Below are 15,320 nucleotides of genomic sequence, written 5' to 3'. Positions count from 1 at the left end.
GCCGCCGCCGCAGCGGCGGCTCCCCTGACGCGGGCGCACCGATTCCTCACCCGGGCCGTGCACTCGCCGATCGGTGTGAGAGTCCAGTGCACCGAAGGCGCCGCCCCCGCGGCCAGGGAGAGCCGATGCGCACCGCTGCAGCATGCCGAGCCGCGTGCTCGCTGCAGCGTGCCCGGCACCGGGACGACGGCTTCACACTGGTCGAGGTGCTGGTCTCACTCGCCGTGATCGGTACGGTGATGACCGCGCTCGCGCCGTTCCTGATCCGGTCACTCGCGGTGGTCGCGGAGCAGCGCAGCCGCGAGGTCGCCGTGCAGCTGGCGGGCGACGCCATCGAACGCGCCCGAGCGCTGACCGGCACCACGGCGCTGGCCGGGCGCAGCGAGATGGCCACCAACGCGCAGTGGGTCGCCGCCCCGGCGGCGGTACGCCCGTACCTGTCGACCATGTCCCCGGCGTGGGACCCGCAGCAGAGGGCCGGATCCACCGCGGGCGCCGCGGCGGGGCTGCCCACCAGCGCCGTGGAGGTGCCGGTCAACGGCCTGCGGTACCGCCAGGACTGGTACCTGGGCACCTGCCGGCAGCAGTTCGGCAGCGGCGGCTCGTGTGACGACCCCGCCGGTCCGGACCCGGACCCGGCCGTGGCCGACGTGCCGTTCCTGCGCGTCGTCGCCGCCGTGACCTGGCCCGACGGCTCCTGCCCGAACCGCTCCTGCACGTACGTGACCACCACGCTGATCAGCTCCGCCCCGGACCCGGTCTTCAACCTCGACCGGCCCGCGCCCAAGGTCGACGACCCCGGCGCGCAGACCGCCTACGCCAGGATCGCGACGCCGGGGGTGCAGCTCACGTCCACCGGGGGAACGCTGCCGCTGACCTGGACCGTGTCCGGCCTGCCCGCCGGCCTGACCGTCTCGGCAAGCGGCATGATCACCGGGACTCCGGACGATCCCGGGGCGGACGTCGTCTACACCGTCACGGCCACCGTCAAGGACCGCCGCGGCCGCACCGACAGCGCCAGTTTCCCCTGGACCGTCTGGGCCGCCCCGGTCCTGATCAGTCCCGGCGACCAGACCACTCACACCGGTGCACCGACGTGGCTGGCCATGGGCCTGACCCACGCGGTCACCCCGGTCGCCTGGACCGTCAGCGGCCTGCCCGCGGGCCTGATCATGGACCCGGCCACCGGCGTCATCTCCGGCACACCGACCGCGACCAGCCGTACCGTGTCCCGGGTCACGGTCACCGCCACGGACAAGCCGGGCCGCAGCAGCCAGGTCAGCTTCAACTGGACCGTGGTGGACCTCGCCGTACCGGCGATGGCCACGCGCACGGACAAGATCCGCGACACCGTGCGGTTCTCCGTGCCCACCCCGACGGGCGGCACCGGGCCGTACACGTACCGGATCGTGGGGGTTCCGGGTGACGACACGGACATCTCGATCGACCCGGCCACCGGCGTGATCTCGGGCCGGGTCGCGTACGCGAACCGGTTCTTCACCACCGTCTACGTGAAGGACGCGAACGGCGACGAGGTGAGCACGACGTTCCTGTGGAACGTGCAGGCCAGCCAGCCCAACGACCTGGTGATCACCGCACCCGACCCGGCGGCGCCGGACCAGAGCGGCACCGTGGGCCGGGCCGTGACCCTGAACACCGACCTGACCGGCGGCAGCAACAGCGCCGTCACGTGGTCGGCCACGGGCCTGCCCCCGGGGCTGTCGATCAACGCGCGCGGCGGCCGGGGCGGCGTGATCACCGGCACCCCCACCACCGCTGGAACGTTCCACGTGACGCTCAAGGTCGTCGACTCCACCAACAAGTACGCGGTCGTGGTGTTCGACTGGACGGTGCTGCCGTGAGGGCCGCCGTACGCGCCTGGCGCCGCCGGACCCGGCGCGGCGACGAGGGTCTGAGCCTGCTCGAAGTGATGATCGCGATGAGCATCCTGGGCGTCCTCATGACGATCTTCACGAACGCCGTGCTGGACGTCTACCACGCGGTCGACCGCGGGGAGAACGGCTCGGCCGTGCAGAGCCAGCTGCACCTCGGCGTCCAGCGGCTCGACCAGAACGTCCGCTACGCCTCGGGGATCACCGACCCGAACACGACACCGGACGGCGGCGCCTGGTACGTCGAGTACCTCACCGTGAACCCGACCACCGAGCAGCCGGAGTGCCAGCAGCTGCGCCTGGCCCCGGCGCCCGGTGCCGGATCGTCCGGCGCGGTCGGGGTGCTCCAACTGCTGCGCTGGACGCCGGGGCACCCACCGGCGCCGGGTACCGCCGGACAGACCATCGCGTCCCAGATCGTGCTGCCCGGCGGCAGCGTCCCGGCACCGTTCACGCGGACGTTGGCCGACGACAAGCCCGATTCGGGCGCCGCGGTCGGCAGCGACTTCCGGCCGGACTTCATGCGCCTGCGGCTGCAGCTGACCGCCAGCGCCGGCCGCGCCACCAGTACGGCGCAGCTGACCTTCACCGCGCTCAACACGTCCCGCGACACGCCTGCGGACAACGTCTGCCGCGAAGGGAGGCCGTAGTGGGGTTCCCTCGCCGCCGTCCCGACGCGGACCGGGGTTCGCTGCCCATCGCGATGCTGCTCACGCTCGTCGGCCTGTCGATGAGCGCACTGCTGGTCCCCGCTGTGCTCGAACGGGTGCACGGCACCCAGAACGCGTCCGAGCGGACCCGTGCGCTGCACGCCGCCGAGGCGGGCCTCGACGCCGCGATGGGCCAGATCCGGGCGGCCGTCGACGGCACCGGCTCGGGCGACGCAGCCCGCCTGCCGATGGGCCCGCTGCACGGCAACGCCGCACCGGACGGCGGCGAGCGCTACCAGGTCACCATCGAGTACCGGAACCTCGACGGTGTCGCGCTCGGACCCGCCCTCGCCGAACAGCCCGGGACCGCGGTGCTGAGGTCGACGGGCGTCGCCGGGCCGACCGGCACTTTCGACGCACGGACCGCGGGCGCCCGTACGCTGCAGGCCACCTACCGGTTCCGGACGTCGAACGAGCACATCCCGGGCGGTCAGATCCACGTCCGCAGTTCCCGCGCCGACCTGTGCCTGGACGCGGGTTCGGCCACACCGGCCGCCGGCACCCCGGTGACGATGCGGGACTGCGGGGACGCGCCGCAGCCGCCGTCGCAGCTGTTCGCGTACAACCGCGACCTGACCATTTCGCTGGTGTCGTCGCAGACCTCGGCGAATACGAACGGCATGTGCCTGGACGCCGGTTCCCCGCACCGGGCGGGTGCCGCGGTGGTGCTGCAGCCGTGCGCCGGAACCAGCCCGGCCGCGGCACGCCAGCAATGGAGCGCCAACGACGTGGCGAACTTCGTGGGCACCAGCGACGGCACCACCCTGGACGGCTTCTGCTTCAACGTCCAGCAGCCCGACACCGTCGGCAGCCCGGTCGTGCTCGGCTCGGGCGGCGACTGCGGTGCCGGGTACGACAACAAGCAGACGTTCCAGCCGGACCCGACGGTGGGCGCCGGTGCCGCCGGTGCCGCGACCGGCCAGCTGGTGAACTACGAACAGTTCGGGCGTTGCCTGGACATCACCGAGGCGAACAAGAGCGCGTCGTACCTCATCGCGTGGCCGTGCAAGCAGGCGCCCAACCCCAACAACGTGCTGTGGAACCAGCGGTGGAAGCTGCCCGCGGTGGCCGACGCGACCGGCACGGGCACCGGGCGCATCTACGTCACCGACGGGGGTAGGGACTACTGCCTCAAGAGCCCCGGCACGACCAGTGGGTATCCCACCGTGGAGGCGTGCCCGAGCGGCGCGCTGCCGGCCGACCTGACCTGGACCGTGTACGGCTACACCGGCAACTACGCCACGAGCTACCAGATCGTCGACGGCGCACACCCGACGACCGCCGGGCTGTGCCTGGCCGCGGCCGACCTGAAGGCCACCTCGCCCGAGCTGTACGACGCCAAGAAGTACACCGGCCCGCCGATCAGCAAGATCGTGCTGCGGACGTGTGACGGCAAGGCGGCGCAGAAATGGAACGCCCCGGCCGACCTCGGCACCGCCACCCCGCTGAAGGACGTCTACGAGCGGACCGGCTGAGCCGGCTCACCGTGCGGGCGGGGTACCGCCGGGGATGGCCGCGCGGTCGTCGTCGCGGATCGCCCGTTCCAGGGCGCGCAGGCCGGGACCGTCCTCGAGGCCGAGCTCCTCGAACAGCAGGTCACGGACCCGCGCGATCGCGGCCAGCGCGTCGTCGCGGCGCCCCGCCCGGTACAGGGCGGCGGCGTACAGCTCCCATAGCCGTTCCCGGTACGGCGTCTCGCGTACCAGCCGGTCCAGCTCCGTGACGCACCAGTCGGCGTCGCCGAGCAGCAGGCGGGCCTCGGCCCGGTCCTGCACCGCCTGTGCGCGCAGGTTCTCCAGCTGGGCGATCGTCGGCCCGGCGAACGGTTCGCCCGGGAAGTCGGCCAGCGGGGCGCCCTGCCACTCGGCGAGCGCCGCGTCGAGCGTCCGCGCCGCCTCGGCCGGGTGCCCGCCGGCGAGCGCCGCGCGCCCCGCCGCCGCGCCCGTGGCGAACCGGCACACGTCGACGCGTTCGGGCGCCACGTCCATGAGGTAGCCGGTGTCGCGGCCGACGAGCAGCGAGCCCGCCGCCGCCAGCGACTCGCGCAGGGCGGCCACCTCGCCATGGACGTCCGCGGCGCCGCCGGGTGGCGGGGACGCGGCGGCCCAGACCTGGCCGATGATCCGTTCCACCGGTACGACCCGGCCGGGACGCAGCAGGAGCACGGCGAGGATGGCCCGCTGGGTGGGTGAACCGAGCGCGGCGCAACCCCCGTCCGCGCCGCACACCCGCAGCGGCCCGAACAGATGAAACGTCGGCTCCTCGGCCACGGTCACCCGCCCACCCTCTCGCACATGCTCCGCTGGCTGGGCATGCGCTCGCGGCCCTCGCTGCGCTCGCGGCCCTCGCTGCGCTCGGTGCACTCGCACATGCTCCCCGGACGAGACGCTACCGGTCGACGGCGCGGCGCAGGTGCAACGGCAGGCACGGACCGCCCGGGCGCGGCAGGATGGCAGCCATGGCGTACGTGAATCCGTCCGGTGAATTCACCCGGGACCAGCGCTACATCGCTACGCGCATCACGGCCGACGGCCGGGACGGCTACCCCGTCGAGCCGGGCCGGTACCGGCTCGTGGTGAGCCGGGCCTGCCCGTGGGCGAACCGAGCGATCATCGTGCGTCGCCTGCTCGGCCTGGAGGACGCCCTGTCCATGGGCGTCGCCGGTCCCACGCACGACCCGCGGAGCTGGACCTTCGACCTCGACCCCGGCGGCCGCGACCCGGTGCTCGGCATCGAACGTCTGCAGGAGGCGTTCTTCGCCCGCTTCCCGGACTACGACAAGGGCATCACGGTGCCCGCGATCGTCGACGTGCCGACGGGGCAGGTGGTCACCAACGACTTCGCGCAGATCACCCTCGACCTGAGTCTGGAGTGGACGCGATACCACCGCGAGGGCGCGCCCCAGCTCTATCCGGAGGCGCTGCGCGACGAGATCGACGAGGTGAACCGGTACGTGTTCGCCGACGTCAACAACGGCGTCTACCGGGCCGGTTTCGCGGGCACCCAGGAGGCGTACGAGAAGGCGTACCAGCGGCTGTTCGACCGGCTGGACTGGCTGTCACAGCGGCTGAGCACCCAGCGCTACCTCGTCGGGGACACGATCACTGAGGCGGACGTGCGGCTGTTCACCACGCTGGCCCGGTTCGATCCGGTGTACCACGGCCATTTCAAGTGCAACCGGCAGAAGCTGACAGAGATGCCGGTGCTGTGGGCGTACGCGCGGGACCTGTTCCAGACGCCCGGCTTCGGCGACACGATCGACTTCGTACACATCAAGCGGCATTACTACGTCGTGCACACCGACATCAACCCGACCCGGGTGGTGCCGGCCGGTCCCGACCTGTCGGGCTGGCTGACCGAGCACGGGCGGGCGGCGCTGGGCGGGCGGCCGTTCGGCGACGGCACCCCACCGCCGCCGCCGCGCCCGGAGGAGGCCGTGCCCGCGGGCCACGGCGCAGCCTGAGCTGATCAGGTTTCGTACGGTTCGAGCGCCGCCCGCAGCAGCGCTTCCAGGTCGCGCTGCTGGTCGGGGGTGAGGTGGGCCAGCAGCCGCTGCTGTTCGGTGAGCCCGGTGACCACCGCCCGGTCCGCGACCTCCCGCCCCTCGGCGGTGAGGCTGACCAGGACACCGCGCCGGTCGTGCGGGTCCGGGGCGCGGCGCACCAGGCCCGCCTTTTCGAGGCGGTCCAGCCGGGCCGTGGTGCCGCCGCTGCTGAGCATCATCGAGGCGGCCAGCGCCCCCGGGGACAGCTGGAACGGCTCCCCCGCGCGGCGCAGGGTGGCCAGCACGTCGAACTCGGGGCGGCCGATGCCGTGCCGCCCGTACGCCCGGGCCACCTCGTCGCCGGACACCTGGGCGAGCCGGTAGACGCGACCGAAGATCGACATCGCGGTGGTGTCGAGTTCGGGCCGCTCGCGGGCCCACTGGTCGATGATGCGGTCCACGCCGCGGGGATGACCCATGTCTCCATTCTCTCGATGTCGAGCTTCTTGACAAGGAGAAGAATGCGAGAGAGTCTCTTTACGTCGAGATACTTTACGTCGAGGGAGTTGATCGTGCGGCGGTTCGTCCTGGTCACCGCCCTCACCCCGGTCGTCTGGGGCACCACGTACGCGGTCACCACCGAGTTCCTCCCCCCGCACCGGCCCCTGCTGGCCGCCCTGCTGCGCGCCCTGCCCGCCGGGCTGCTCCTGCTCGCGATGACCCGCCGGCTGCCCCGCGGCGACTGGTGGTGGCGCTCCGCAGTGCTCGGCGCGCTGAACATCGGGGTGTTCTTCGCGCTGCTGTTCGCCAGCGCGTACCGGCTGCCCGGCGGCATGGCCGCGGTCCTCGGGGCCGCCCAGCCGCTGGTGGTGGCGGGTCTGTCGGCAATGCTGCTGAGCGAGCGCGTCGCCCTGCGTACGGTGCTGGCGGGTTTCGCGGGCGTGGTCGGGGTGGCCATGGCCGTGCTCACGGCGTCGGCCCGCCTCGACACGGTCGGGGTCCTGGCCGGGCTGGGGGCCGCGATGTCCATGGGGCTGGGGCTCGTGCTGACCAAGCGCTGGGGCCGCCCCCACGCGACCCTGCTCACGGCGACCGGCTGGCAGCTGACCGCGGGCGGGCTGATGCTGGTCCCGGTCACCCTCGCCGTCGAGGGCCTGCCCGGATCACTGTCCGGCGCCAACATCGCCGGGTACGCCTACCTGTCGCTGATCGGCACGGCCCTGGCGTACACGGTGTGGTTCCGGGGGCTGGAACGCCTGCCCGCCGCCCGGGTCTCGCTGCTCGCGCTGCTCTCCCCCGTCGTGGCGACCGCGGTGGGCTGGGCGGTGCTCGGGCAACAGCTCACCGCCGCGCAGCTGGTCGGCATGGTGGTGGCGTTCGGCGCCGTCCTGGTCGGGGCCCGGCAGCCACGCCGCACCCCCAGCGAACCGGTGACGGAGATCCCCGCGACGGTCGAAAGCGTCGTACCGCGCGCATACAGTGCGGCGTGTGCCCGTTGAATGGACGACCGCGGAGACCGACGGCGCTTCCGAGCTAGCCGACGCCAACGGATCAGACGCCGTGGCGACCGGGCCGGCCACCGCAACCGGCTCAGGCACGGCAGCCCAGCCGGCCGATGAGGCAGAGCAGCCGGCCGCCGCCCCCGCCTGGAACACGGAGCGGGTCGCCGCGCTCGCCCCCGACTCCGGTTCGATGCGGGCCGCCCGCGCGCTGAGCGGCGCCGGCCACTGGGCGGGCACCGGCCTGCTCGGCGAGGTCCTCTGGGGACTGTGCCGGGGCAGCGGCAGCACTCCGTATCAGGTCTGCGTGGACCTGTCCGACCCGGCGTACCGGTGTTCCTGCCCGAGCCGCAAGATCCCCTGCAAACACGCGTTGGGCCTGCTGTTGCGGTGGATGGACGGCCCCGAGCTGCCGACCGAGCCGGCGCCCGCGTTCGCGGCCGAGTGGCGTGCCGCGCGGTCCGCCCGTGCCGCCCGGGCCGCCGCGCCGCGTGGTGGGCCACCGGCCGATCCCGCCGGGGCGCACCAACGAGCCCGCCAGCGCGCGGAACGCGTGGCGGGCGGGATGAGCGAGCTGCGCCGCTGGCTCGACGACCAGGTGCAGCAGGGTCTGGCCGCGGCCCAGCAGGTGGGCCACCGGCCGTACGAGACCATGGCCGCCCGGCTGGTCGACGCGCAGGCGCCCGCAGCGGCCGCCGCCGTGCGACGCCTCGGCGGACTGATCGGCATCGGTCCACTGTGGGCGGACAGGCTGCTCGGCGAGCTGGCGCTGCTGCGCCTGCTGGTGGCCGGGCATGCGCGGCTGGACGAGCTTCCCCCCGGCCTGGCCGCCACGGTCCGGTCCCGCATCGGATTCCCCGTCGCCACCGACGACGTCCTCTCCGGACCCCGGGTCACCGACCGCTGGCAGGTGCTCGGCCAGGTCGAGTCCGACGACGGCGCGCTCACCACCCGACGGACGTGGCTGCGCGGCACCGGCAGTGGACGGTTCGCGCTCGTGCTCGCGTTCGCGGCGGCCGGGCAGTCCCTCACGCCCGACTTCGCGCCCGGCACCGAGCTGCGCGCCGATCTCTGCTTCTATCCCGGCACGACACCCCTGCGCGCCCTGGTCGCCGAGCGGCACAGTGCCGCGGTGGCATACCCCGCCCCCGCGGGCGCCCTGCCCGCCCGGGCGGCGCTGGCCGGGTGGGCGTCCGCGCTGGCCTCCGACCCCTGGCGACACGACGCGCCGGTGCTGCTGGCGGACATGACACCGGCCGGGACGGGCTGGGTGGTCGACGCCAGCGGCGACGCCCTGCCATTGGCGCCCGGCTACCACGAGCCGTGGTGGCTGCTGGCGGCGGCGGGCGGCGCACCGGCCACCCTGGCCGCCGAGTGGGGTCCGGCGGGGCTGCGGCCCCTCGCCGCCTGGGTCGGCGGGCGGTACGTTCCGGCCGCCATCCCCCTCTTCGATTCCCGCGGCCCCGACCTGCCGCCCGAGTTGCCCCCCGACCTGCTGGCGACCGCGCTGCTGGGCACGGCCCGCCGCCCGTGGGCACAGCCCGGCGCGCAGGCCGGCGCGCAGGCCGGTGGCCGCACCCTCGACACAGCGCCGTCAGGGCCGGCGTCGTTGCTGGAGTCTGCCGCTGCCGCGCTGGTCTACCACCGGGCGGGCACGACCCCGGCCACCGGCCACCCGCCCGTAACGGCCGCACCGGCCGAACCGGACCCGCCGCTGCCCGCAGCCGCGGCCGACCGGCTGCTGCGGCTCGTCGACGGCGACGCTCCGGGCGGCGCCCAGGCGGTGCAGGAACTGCTGGCCCAGTGGCTGGTGGCGGCCGCGCGGCGCGGTGGGCACGTTCCGCCGCAGGCCCTGCCCGCCCTGCTGGAGGCCGGACGGCGCAACGCCACCCTGCGACCCGCCCTGGGGATGGTCGCTGGGCGGCGTGGCAGCTGGCTCGCCGCGCAGCGGGCCGACTGGCGGTGGCTGCTCGACGAGGCACCCGGCGCCCCCACCGCCGAGCCCGAGGCGTGGCGGACCGGCTCGCCCGGCGAACGGCTCGCGTACCTGGCGCGGATGCGCGCCGACGACCCGGCCGCGGCCCGGGACCTGCTGGTGGCGAGCTGGGACACGGAGCCACCCGAGGAACGCGCCCGTTTCCTGACCACGCTCGCCGCGGGCCTGTCGGCGGCCGACGAGCCGTTCCTCGAACGGGTGCTCGACGATCCCCGCCGCGAGGTGCGCGAGGCCGGGCTGGAGTTGCTGCGCCGCCTGCCCGGCTCGGGGCTGAGCCGGCGCATGGCGCAACGGGCCCACGCCGCGGTCCGGCTGGAACGCGCCGGCGGGGAACGGCTCGCTGTCGACCCTCCGCAGACGCTGGACGCCGCACTGCGCCGCGACGGCGTGGCCGCCACCCCGGCCCGGGGCATGGGCATCGGCGCGTGGCTACTCGAAGAGGTCGTGGCCGGGACCCCGCTCGACACCTGGTGCACCGCGTTCGGCCGCGACGCGGCGGCCGTCGTCGAGCTCGGCCGCGGACACGACTGGGCGACGCCGCTGCTGCACGGCTGGGCGAAGGCGGCGATCGCCGAGCGCGATCCGGCCTGGGCGGCCGCGCTGCTGGCGGCCGACTCCCGGCGCGGCGCCGCGGGCCTGCGCGAGGCGGTGCGCTGGGACCTGCACCTCATCCTGCCGCCCGCCGAGCTGGGCCGCCTCGCCGCCGACGCGCTGCGCCGCGAGGATCACGTCGCGCACCGGCTGCTGGCCGTCCACCCCGGACGGTGGCCCGACGAGCTGGCCGTGGCAGTGATCGAGACGATCGCGCACCGCGCCCGTACCGACCGGCACAGCTGGCAGCTCGGCGAGCTGTGCCGGGCCGCCGCCATGGCCATGCCGACCGGGTACGCCGCCGCGGTCGCCCGGCTCGCCGCCGAACTGGACGCCGAACCCGCCGACCCGTCCCGGGTACGCCCGGTCGCCGAGCTGGCCCGGACCCTCACCTTCCGCCACGAGATGCTTCAGGAGTTGCAGTGACCGTTCTGCGCCCGCATGCCGAGGACCAGTACGCCGAGGAGCTGTCCCTGCTGGCCGCCACCGACGACCGGCCACGCCCGCCCGGCTGGCGGCTGTCCCCGCAGGCCGTGGTCACCTACCTGCTCGGCGACGGGGCGAAGATCTCCCCCAAGTACGTGGGCCCGCGCCGGCTCATCGAGGTGGCGGTGTCCACACTGGCCACCGACCGGGCACTGCTGCTGCTCGGCGTGCCCGGCACCGCCAAGACGTGGGTGTCGGAACACCTGGCCGCCGCGGTCTCCGGCGACTCCACGCTGCTGGTGCAGGGCACGGCCGGCACCCCCGAGGAGGCCATCCGGTACGGCTGGAACTACGCCCGCCTGCTGGCCGACGGCCCCACGGAGGCCGCGCTGGTGCCGAGCCCGGTGATGCGGGCGATGCAACGCGGCGCGATCGCCCGGGTGGAGGAGCTGACCCGGGTCCCCTCCGACGTGCAGGACGCGCTGATCACCGTCCTGTCGGAGAAGTCGCTGCCCGTGCCCGAGCTGAACACCGAGGTGCAGGCGCAGCGCGGGTTCAACCTCATCGCGACCGCCAACGACCGGGACCGGGGCGTCAACGAGCTGTCCAGCGCGCTGCGCCGCCGGTTCAACACGGTCGTTCTGCCGGTCCCGGCGTCCGCGGACGACGAGGTGGAGATCGTCGCCCGCCGGGTGGCCCAATTGGGCCGGGCGCTGGAGCTGCCGGACGTGCCGGCCGCCCTCGACGAGATCCGGCGGGTGGTCACGGTGTTCCGGGAGCTGCGTGGCGGGCTCACCGAGGACCTCCGGACGAAACTCAAGTCCCCCACCGGCACGCTGTCGCCCGCCGAGGCGATCTCGGTGGTGACCAACGGCATGGCGCTCGCTGCCCACTTCGGCGACGGGCGGCTGCGGGCCGCCGACGTCGCCGCCGGCATCGTCGGCGCGGTCATCAAGGACCCGGTCTCCGACCGCGTGGTGTGGCGTGAGTACCTGGAGACCGTCGTCCGGGAACGGCCCGACTGGAGCGACTTCTACCGCGCTGCCCGCGATGCCTGAGCAGCTGTACGGCATCCGGCATCACGGGCCGGGCTCAGCCCGCGCGCTGCTGCAGGAGCTGGACCGGCAGGGCCCGGACATCGTGCTGATCGAGGGCCCACCCGAGGCGGACGACCTGGTGCGCTGGGTCGCCGACGAGCAACTGGCACCGCCCGTGGCACTGCTCGGGTACGCGGTCGACGATCCGCGCCGGGCTGCGTTCTGGCCGTTCGCGGTGTTCTCCCCCGAGTGGCAGGCGATGCGCTGGGCGGTGACGCACGGCGTGCCGGTCCGCTTCTTCGACCTGCCGTACGCATACCACACGACCGGCGCCCCCGTCGGCGACGCACCCGCCGGGCCGAGCGGGCCGGCCACCCGGGACGGGCCAGCCACCCAAGGCGGGCCAGCCACCCGGGACGGGCCGGGCGAGCCGGCCGGACCAGCCACCCGGGACGGGCCGGGCGAGCCGGCCGGGCCAGCCACCCGGGGCAGGCCGGCAGAGTCGGGCGGGCCGGCAGAGTCGGGCGGCGGTGACGCGGGTGGGCCGGAGGGGCCCGGCGTGCGGGGCCGGTCGCGTCCCGCCGACCCGATCGGGGAGCTGGCCGCCGCGGCCGGGTACGACGATCCGGAACGCTGGTGGGAGGACGTGGTCGAGCACCGGGGCATGCCCGCGTTCGCGGCGATCGCCGAGGCGATGACCGCCCTCCGCGAGTCCACCCCGGACGACCCGGAGGACCTGGTCCGCGAGGCGTACATGCGCACCGTCCTGCGCGAGGTACGCCGTACCCGGGAGAACGTGGCCGTGGTGTGCGGCGCCTGGCACGTCCCCGCGCTGGCCCGCCGGGTCCCGGTCAAGGACGACGCGGCGCTGCTCAAGGGCCGCCGCAAGGCGAAGGTCGCGTTCACCTGGGTGCCCTGGACGTACGGGCGGCTGGCCGCGGCGTCGGGTTACGGCGCGGGGGTGCGCTCCCCCGGCTGGTACCACCATCTGTTCGCCACCGCGGAGGAGGTCGTGCCCCGCTGGCTGGTGGAGGCCGCCGGGGTGCTGCGGGCCGAAGGGGTGCCCACCTCGTCGGCACACGTCATCGAGGCGACCCGGCTGGCCGAGGCGCTGGCCACGCTGCGCGGGCGGCCGCTGGCCGGGCTGGCCGAGGTGACCGAGGCCGCGGAGGCGGTGATGTGCGACGGTGAACCCTTGCGTACCGAGCTGATCGGCCGCCGGCTCACCGTCGGCGAGCGGCTCGGCGGGGTCCCGGAAGCCATGCCGGCCGTGCCGCTGGCCCGCGATCTGGCCGCGCAGCAACGGTCCGTACGCCTCAAGCCGGAGGCGCTCGAACGGGTGCTGGAGCTGGACCTGCGCCGCGACATCGACCTGCGCCGCAGCCGGCTGTTGCACCGGCTGCGGCGAATCGGGGTGCCGTGGGGCGAGCCCGAGGCGGGCCGGCGCGGCACGGGCACGTTCCGGGAGTCGTGGCGTCTGCGGTGGCAGCCCGAGTTTGCGGTGCGCCTGGTGGAGTACAGCATGTACGGCACGACCGTGAGCGCCGCGGCCACCGCGCGGGTCACCGACGCCGCCGGTGCGGCAACCTCGCTGGCGGAGGTCACCGCGCTGGTCGAGGCGTGCCTGCTGGCCGACCTCGCCGACGCGTATCCGCCGGTGCTGGTCGCGTTGGACGCCCACGCGGCCGCAGACGCCGACGTCGGGCATCTGATGGCCGCCCTCCCGGCGCTGGCCCGCACCCTGCGGTACGGCGACGTGCGCCGCACCGACGTCGCCGGGCTGGCCGCCGTGACCACGAGCCTGTTCGACCGGGTCTGCGCGGGCCTGCCCGCGGCCGCGGGTGCGGTGGCCGACTCCGCGGCGCGGGAGTTGCGCGGGCATCTCGACGGGGTGCACGCTGCGGTGGCGTTGCTCGACGACGCGCTCCTGCAGCAGCGGTGGTTCGCCACCCTGGCCACCGTGGCCGCCCGCGCCGACCTGCACGGGCTGCTGGCCGGCCGGATCACCCGCCTGCTGCACGACGCCGGGCTCCTCGACGAGGCCGAGGTGCGCCGGCGGTTGCGGCTGCCGCTGACGGTCGGCACCCCACCGGCGCACGGGGCCGCCTGGGTCGAGGGTTTCCTGTCCGGCGGCGGGCTGCTGCTGGTGCACGACGAGGCGCTGCTGCGTCTGCTCGACGCGTGGCTGGCCGACATCCCGGCCGACGCGTTCGACGAGGTGCTGCCGCTGCTGCGCCGGACGTTCGGCGGGTTCGCGGCGGGTGAGCGGCGGGCCATCGGCGAACGGGTGGCCGGTGCCCCGGCGCCCGGCGCAGGCGCGGTGATGGGACCACTCGACCACGACCGGGCGGCGATCGTGCTGCCGACCCTGAGCGCCCTGCTGGGCCACGAGATCCATCCGCAGGCGTCACCGGACGACAAAGGTCACCAGATCCACACGCGACAGACACCAGGCGACCCCGGTCACCGGATCCACGCGCGGGAGGTAGCAGATGACCGATCCTGAGCACCGGGAACGCCTGCGCCGGTGGCGGCTGGTACTCGGCGGCCCGGCCGAGGACGCCCTCGGCGCCGCCACGGGCCGCGACGGGGCCATGGACGCCGCGTTGGCCACGCTGTACGACGCGGCCGAGGACGCCGACGGTGAACGGCGTGCGGGCCGCTCCGGCGGGCTCGGCGGGTCCGCGCCCCGGGTCGCGCGCTGGCTCGGCGACATCCGGGAGTACTTCCCCCGCACGGTGGTGCAGGTCATGCAGGCGGACGCGATCGAGCGGCTGGATCTGACCCGGCTGCTGCTGGAGCCGGAGATGCTGGCGGCGGTGGAGCCGGACGTCCACCTCGTGGGGACCCTGTTGTCGCTCAACCGGGTCATGCCCGCCGAGGCCAAGCAGGCGGCCCGGCGGGTGGTCCGGTCGGTCGTCGACGATCTGGAGCGGCGCCTCGCGCAGCGTACCCGCGCGGCGGTCGCGGGCGCGCTGAACCGGGCGGCCCGGATCCGCCGCCCCCGGCACGCCGACATCGACTGGGACCGCACGATCCGCGCGAACCTCCGGCACTACCAGGTGGCACATCGGACGGTAATCCCGCAGCGGCTGATCGGCTACGGCCGGCGCGCCTCGGCGGTGCACCGCGACGTCGTGCTCTGCGTCGACCAGTCCGGCTCGATGGCCTCGTCGGTGGTCTTCGCCGGGGTGTTCGCGGCCGTGCTCGCCTCGGTGCGCTCGCTGCGGACCTCCCTGGTGGTCTTCGACACCGCGGTGGTCGATCTGACAGAACAGCTCAGCGATCCGGTCGAGGTGCTGTTCGGTACGCAATTGGGCGGCGGCACGGACATCAACCGGGCGCTGGCGTACACCCAGCAGCTCGTCACGCGGCCCCGGGACACCATCGTGGTGCTGGTCAGCGACCTGTACGAGGGCGGTGTCCGGGAGCAGATGCTGCGCCGGGTGGCGGAGCTGACCGCCGCGGGGGTGCAGGTGGTGGCGCTGCTGGCGCTCTCGGACGAGGGGGCTCCGGCGTACGACCACGAGAACGCGGCCGCACTCGCCGGCCTCGGGGTTCCCGCCTTCGCCTGCACACCCGACGCGTTCCCGGAGCTGATGGCGGCGGCGATCGAGCGGCGCGACCTCATGGCGTTCGCCCAGCGACACACCGCCGGGTGAAATGTGTCTACTGTGGGGGTCGG

Annotated in this window: 11 protein-coding genes; 9 read left to right on the top strand and 2 right to left on the bottom strand. The window is 74.6% G+C overall.

All coding sequences use genetic code 11. The features are described from left to right. The first annotated feature begins 125 nt into the window (after window positions 1–125). From ACMCNN_RS09095 to ACMCNN_RS09085, 3 genes are read left to right on the top strand one after another with little or no spacing between them, the layout of a single operon-like run. Window positions 126–1,862 carry a putative Ig domain-containing protein gene (locus ACMCNN_RS09095; protein ID WP_412745740.1) on the top strand — a complete coding sequence of 579 codons (1,737 nt, stop codon included), beginning with the start codon at window positions 126–128 and terminating at the stop codon, window positions 1,860–1,862. Further along, on the top strand, window positions 1,859–2,542 hold the full coding sequence (locus tag ACMCNN_RS09090) for a PilW family protein (protein ID WP_412745739.1): 684 nt from the start codon (window positions 1,859–1,861) through the stop codon (window positions 2,540–2,542). The genes ACMCNN_RS09095 and ACMCNN_RS09090 overlap by 4 nt, the downstream gene beginning before the upstream one ends. Next, complete coding sequence (locus ACMCNN_RS09085) at window positions 2,542–4,077, top strand: ricin-type beta-trefoil lectin domain protein (protein WP_412745738.1); 1,536 nt, start codon at window positions 2,542–2,544, stop codon at window positions 4,075–4,077. Before ACMCNN_RS09090 ends, ACMCNN_RS09085 begins: the two co-directional genes overlap by 1 nt. Before the next feature lie 6 nt (window positions 4,078–4,083). Here the strand turns inward: ACMCNN_RS09085 and ACMCNN_RS09080 are convergent, their stop codons facing one another. Beyond that, window positions 4,084–4,878, bottom strand: a complete 795-nt coding sequence (locus ACMCNN_RS09080) for an AfsR/SARP family transcriptional regulator (protein ID WP_412745737.1) — start codon at window positions 4,876–4,878, stop codon at window positions 4,084–4,086. Between the two features lie 182 nt (window positions 4,879–5,060). On the opposite strand from ACMCNN_RS09080, the gene ACMCNN_RS09075 reads away from it, so the two are divergent. Continuing rightward, entirely contained in the window at window positions 5,061–6,065 is a 1,005-nt protein-coding gene (locus tag ACMCNN_RS09075) for a glutathione S-transferase family protein (RefSeq protein WP_412745736.1), read from the top strand. Between the two features lie 5 nt (window positions 6,066–6,070). Here the strand turns inward: ACMCNN_RS09075 and ACMCNN_RS09070 are convergent, their stop codons facing one another. Beyond that, on the bottom strand, window positions 6,071–6,565 hold the full coding sequence (locus tag ACMCNN_RS09070; RefSeq protein WP_412745735.1) for a MarR family winged helix-turn-helix transcriptional regulator: 495 nt from the start codon (window positions 6,563–6,565) through the stop codon (window positions 6,071–6,073). Between the two features lie 93 nt (window positions 6,566–6,658). Between ACMCNN_RS09070 and ACMCNN_RS09065 the strand changes: the two genes are divergently transcribed. From ACMCNN_RS09065 to ACMCNN_RS09045, 5 genes are read left to right on the top strand one after another with little or no spacing between them, the layout of a single operon-like run. Further along, window positions 6,659–7,585, top strand: a complete 927-nt coding sequence (locus tag ACMCNN_RS09065) for an EamA family transporter (RefSeq protein WP_412745734.1) — start codon at window positions 6,659–6,661, stop codon at window positions 7,583–7,585. Beyond that, a complete protein-coding gene (locus tag ACMCNN_RS09060) occupies window positions 7,575–10,598 on the top strand; it encodes an SWIM zinc finger family protein (protein WP_412745733.1) in 3,024 nt (1,007 codons plus the stop codon). Before ACMCNN_RS09065 ends, ACMCNN_RS09060 begins: the two co-directional genes overlap by 11 nt. After that, the gene (locus tag ACMCNN_RS09055; protein ID WP_412745732.1) at window positions 10,595–11,656 is read left to right on the top strand and encodes an ATP-binding protein; all 1,062 of its coding nucleotides are present in this window, start codon (window positions 10,595–10,597) and stop codon (window positions 11,654–11,656) included. The genes ACMCNN_RS09060 and ACMCNN_RS09055 overlap by 4 nt, the downstream gene beginning before the upstream one ends. Then, window positions 11,649–14,141 carry a DUF5682 family protein gene (locus ACMCNN_RS09050; RefSeq protein ID WP_412745731.1) on the top strand — a complete coding sequence of 831 codons (2,493 nt, stop codon included), beginning with the start codon at window positions 11,649–11,651 and terminating at the stop codon, window positions 14,139–14,141. Before ACMCNN_RS09055 ends, ACMCNN_RS09050 begins: the two co-directional genes overlap by 8 nt. Then, on the top strand, window positions 14,128–15,297 hold the full coding sequence (locus ACMCNN_RS09045) for a VWA domain-containing protein (protein ID WP_412745730.1): 1,170 nt from the start codon (window positions 14,128–14,130) through the stop codon (window positions 15,295–15,297). Before ACMCNN_RS09050 ends, ACMCNN_RS09045 begins: the two co-directional genes overlap by 14 nt. Window positions 15,298–15,320 lie beyond the last annotated feature (23 nt).

The sequence above is a fragment of the Krasilnikovia sp. MM14-A1004 genome, assembly GCF_047159485.1.
In the GTDB taxonomy this organism is placed as follows: Bacteria; Actinomycetota; Actinomycetes; order Mycobacteriales; family Micromonosporaceae; genus Actinoplanes.
This window is presented reverse-complemented; position numbering and strand designations above follow the sequence as displayed.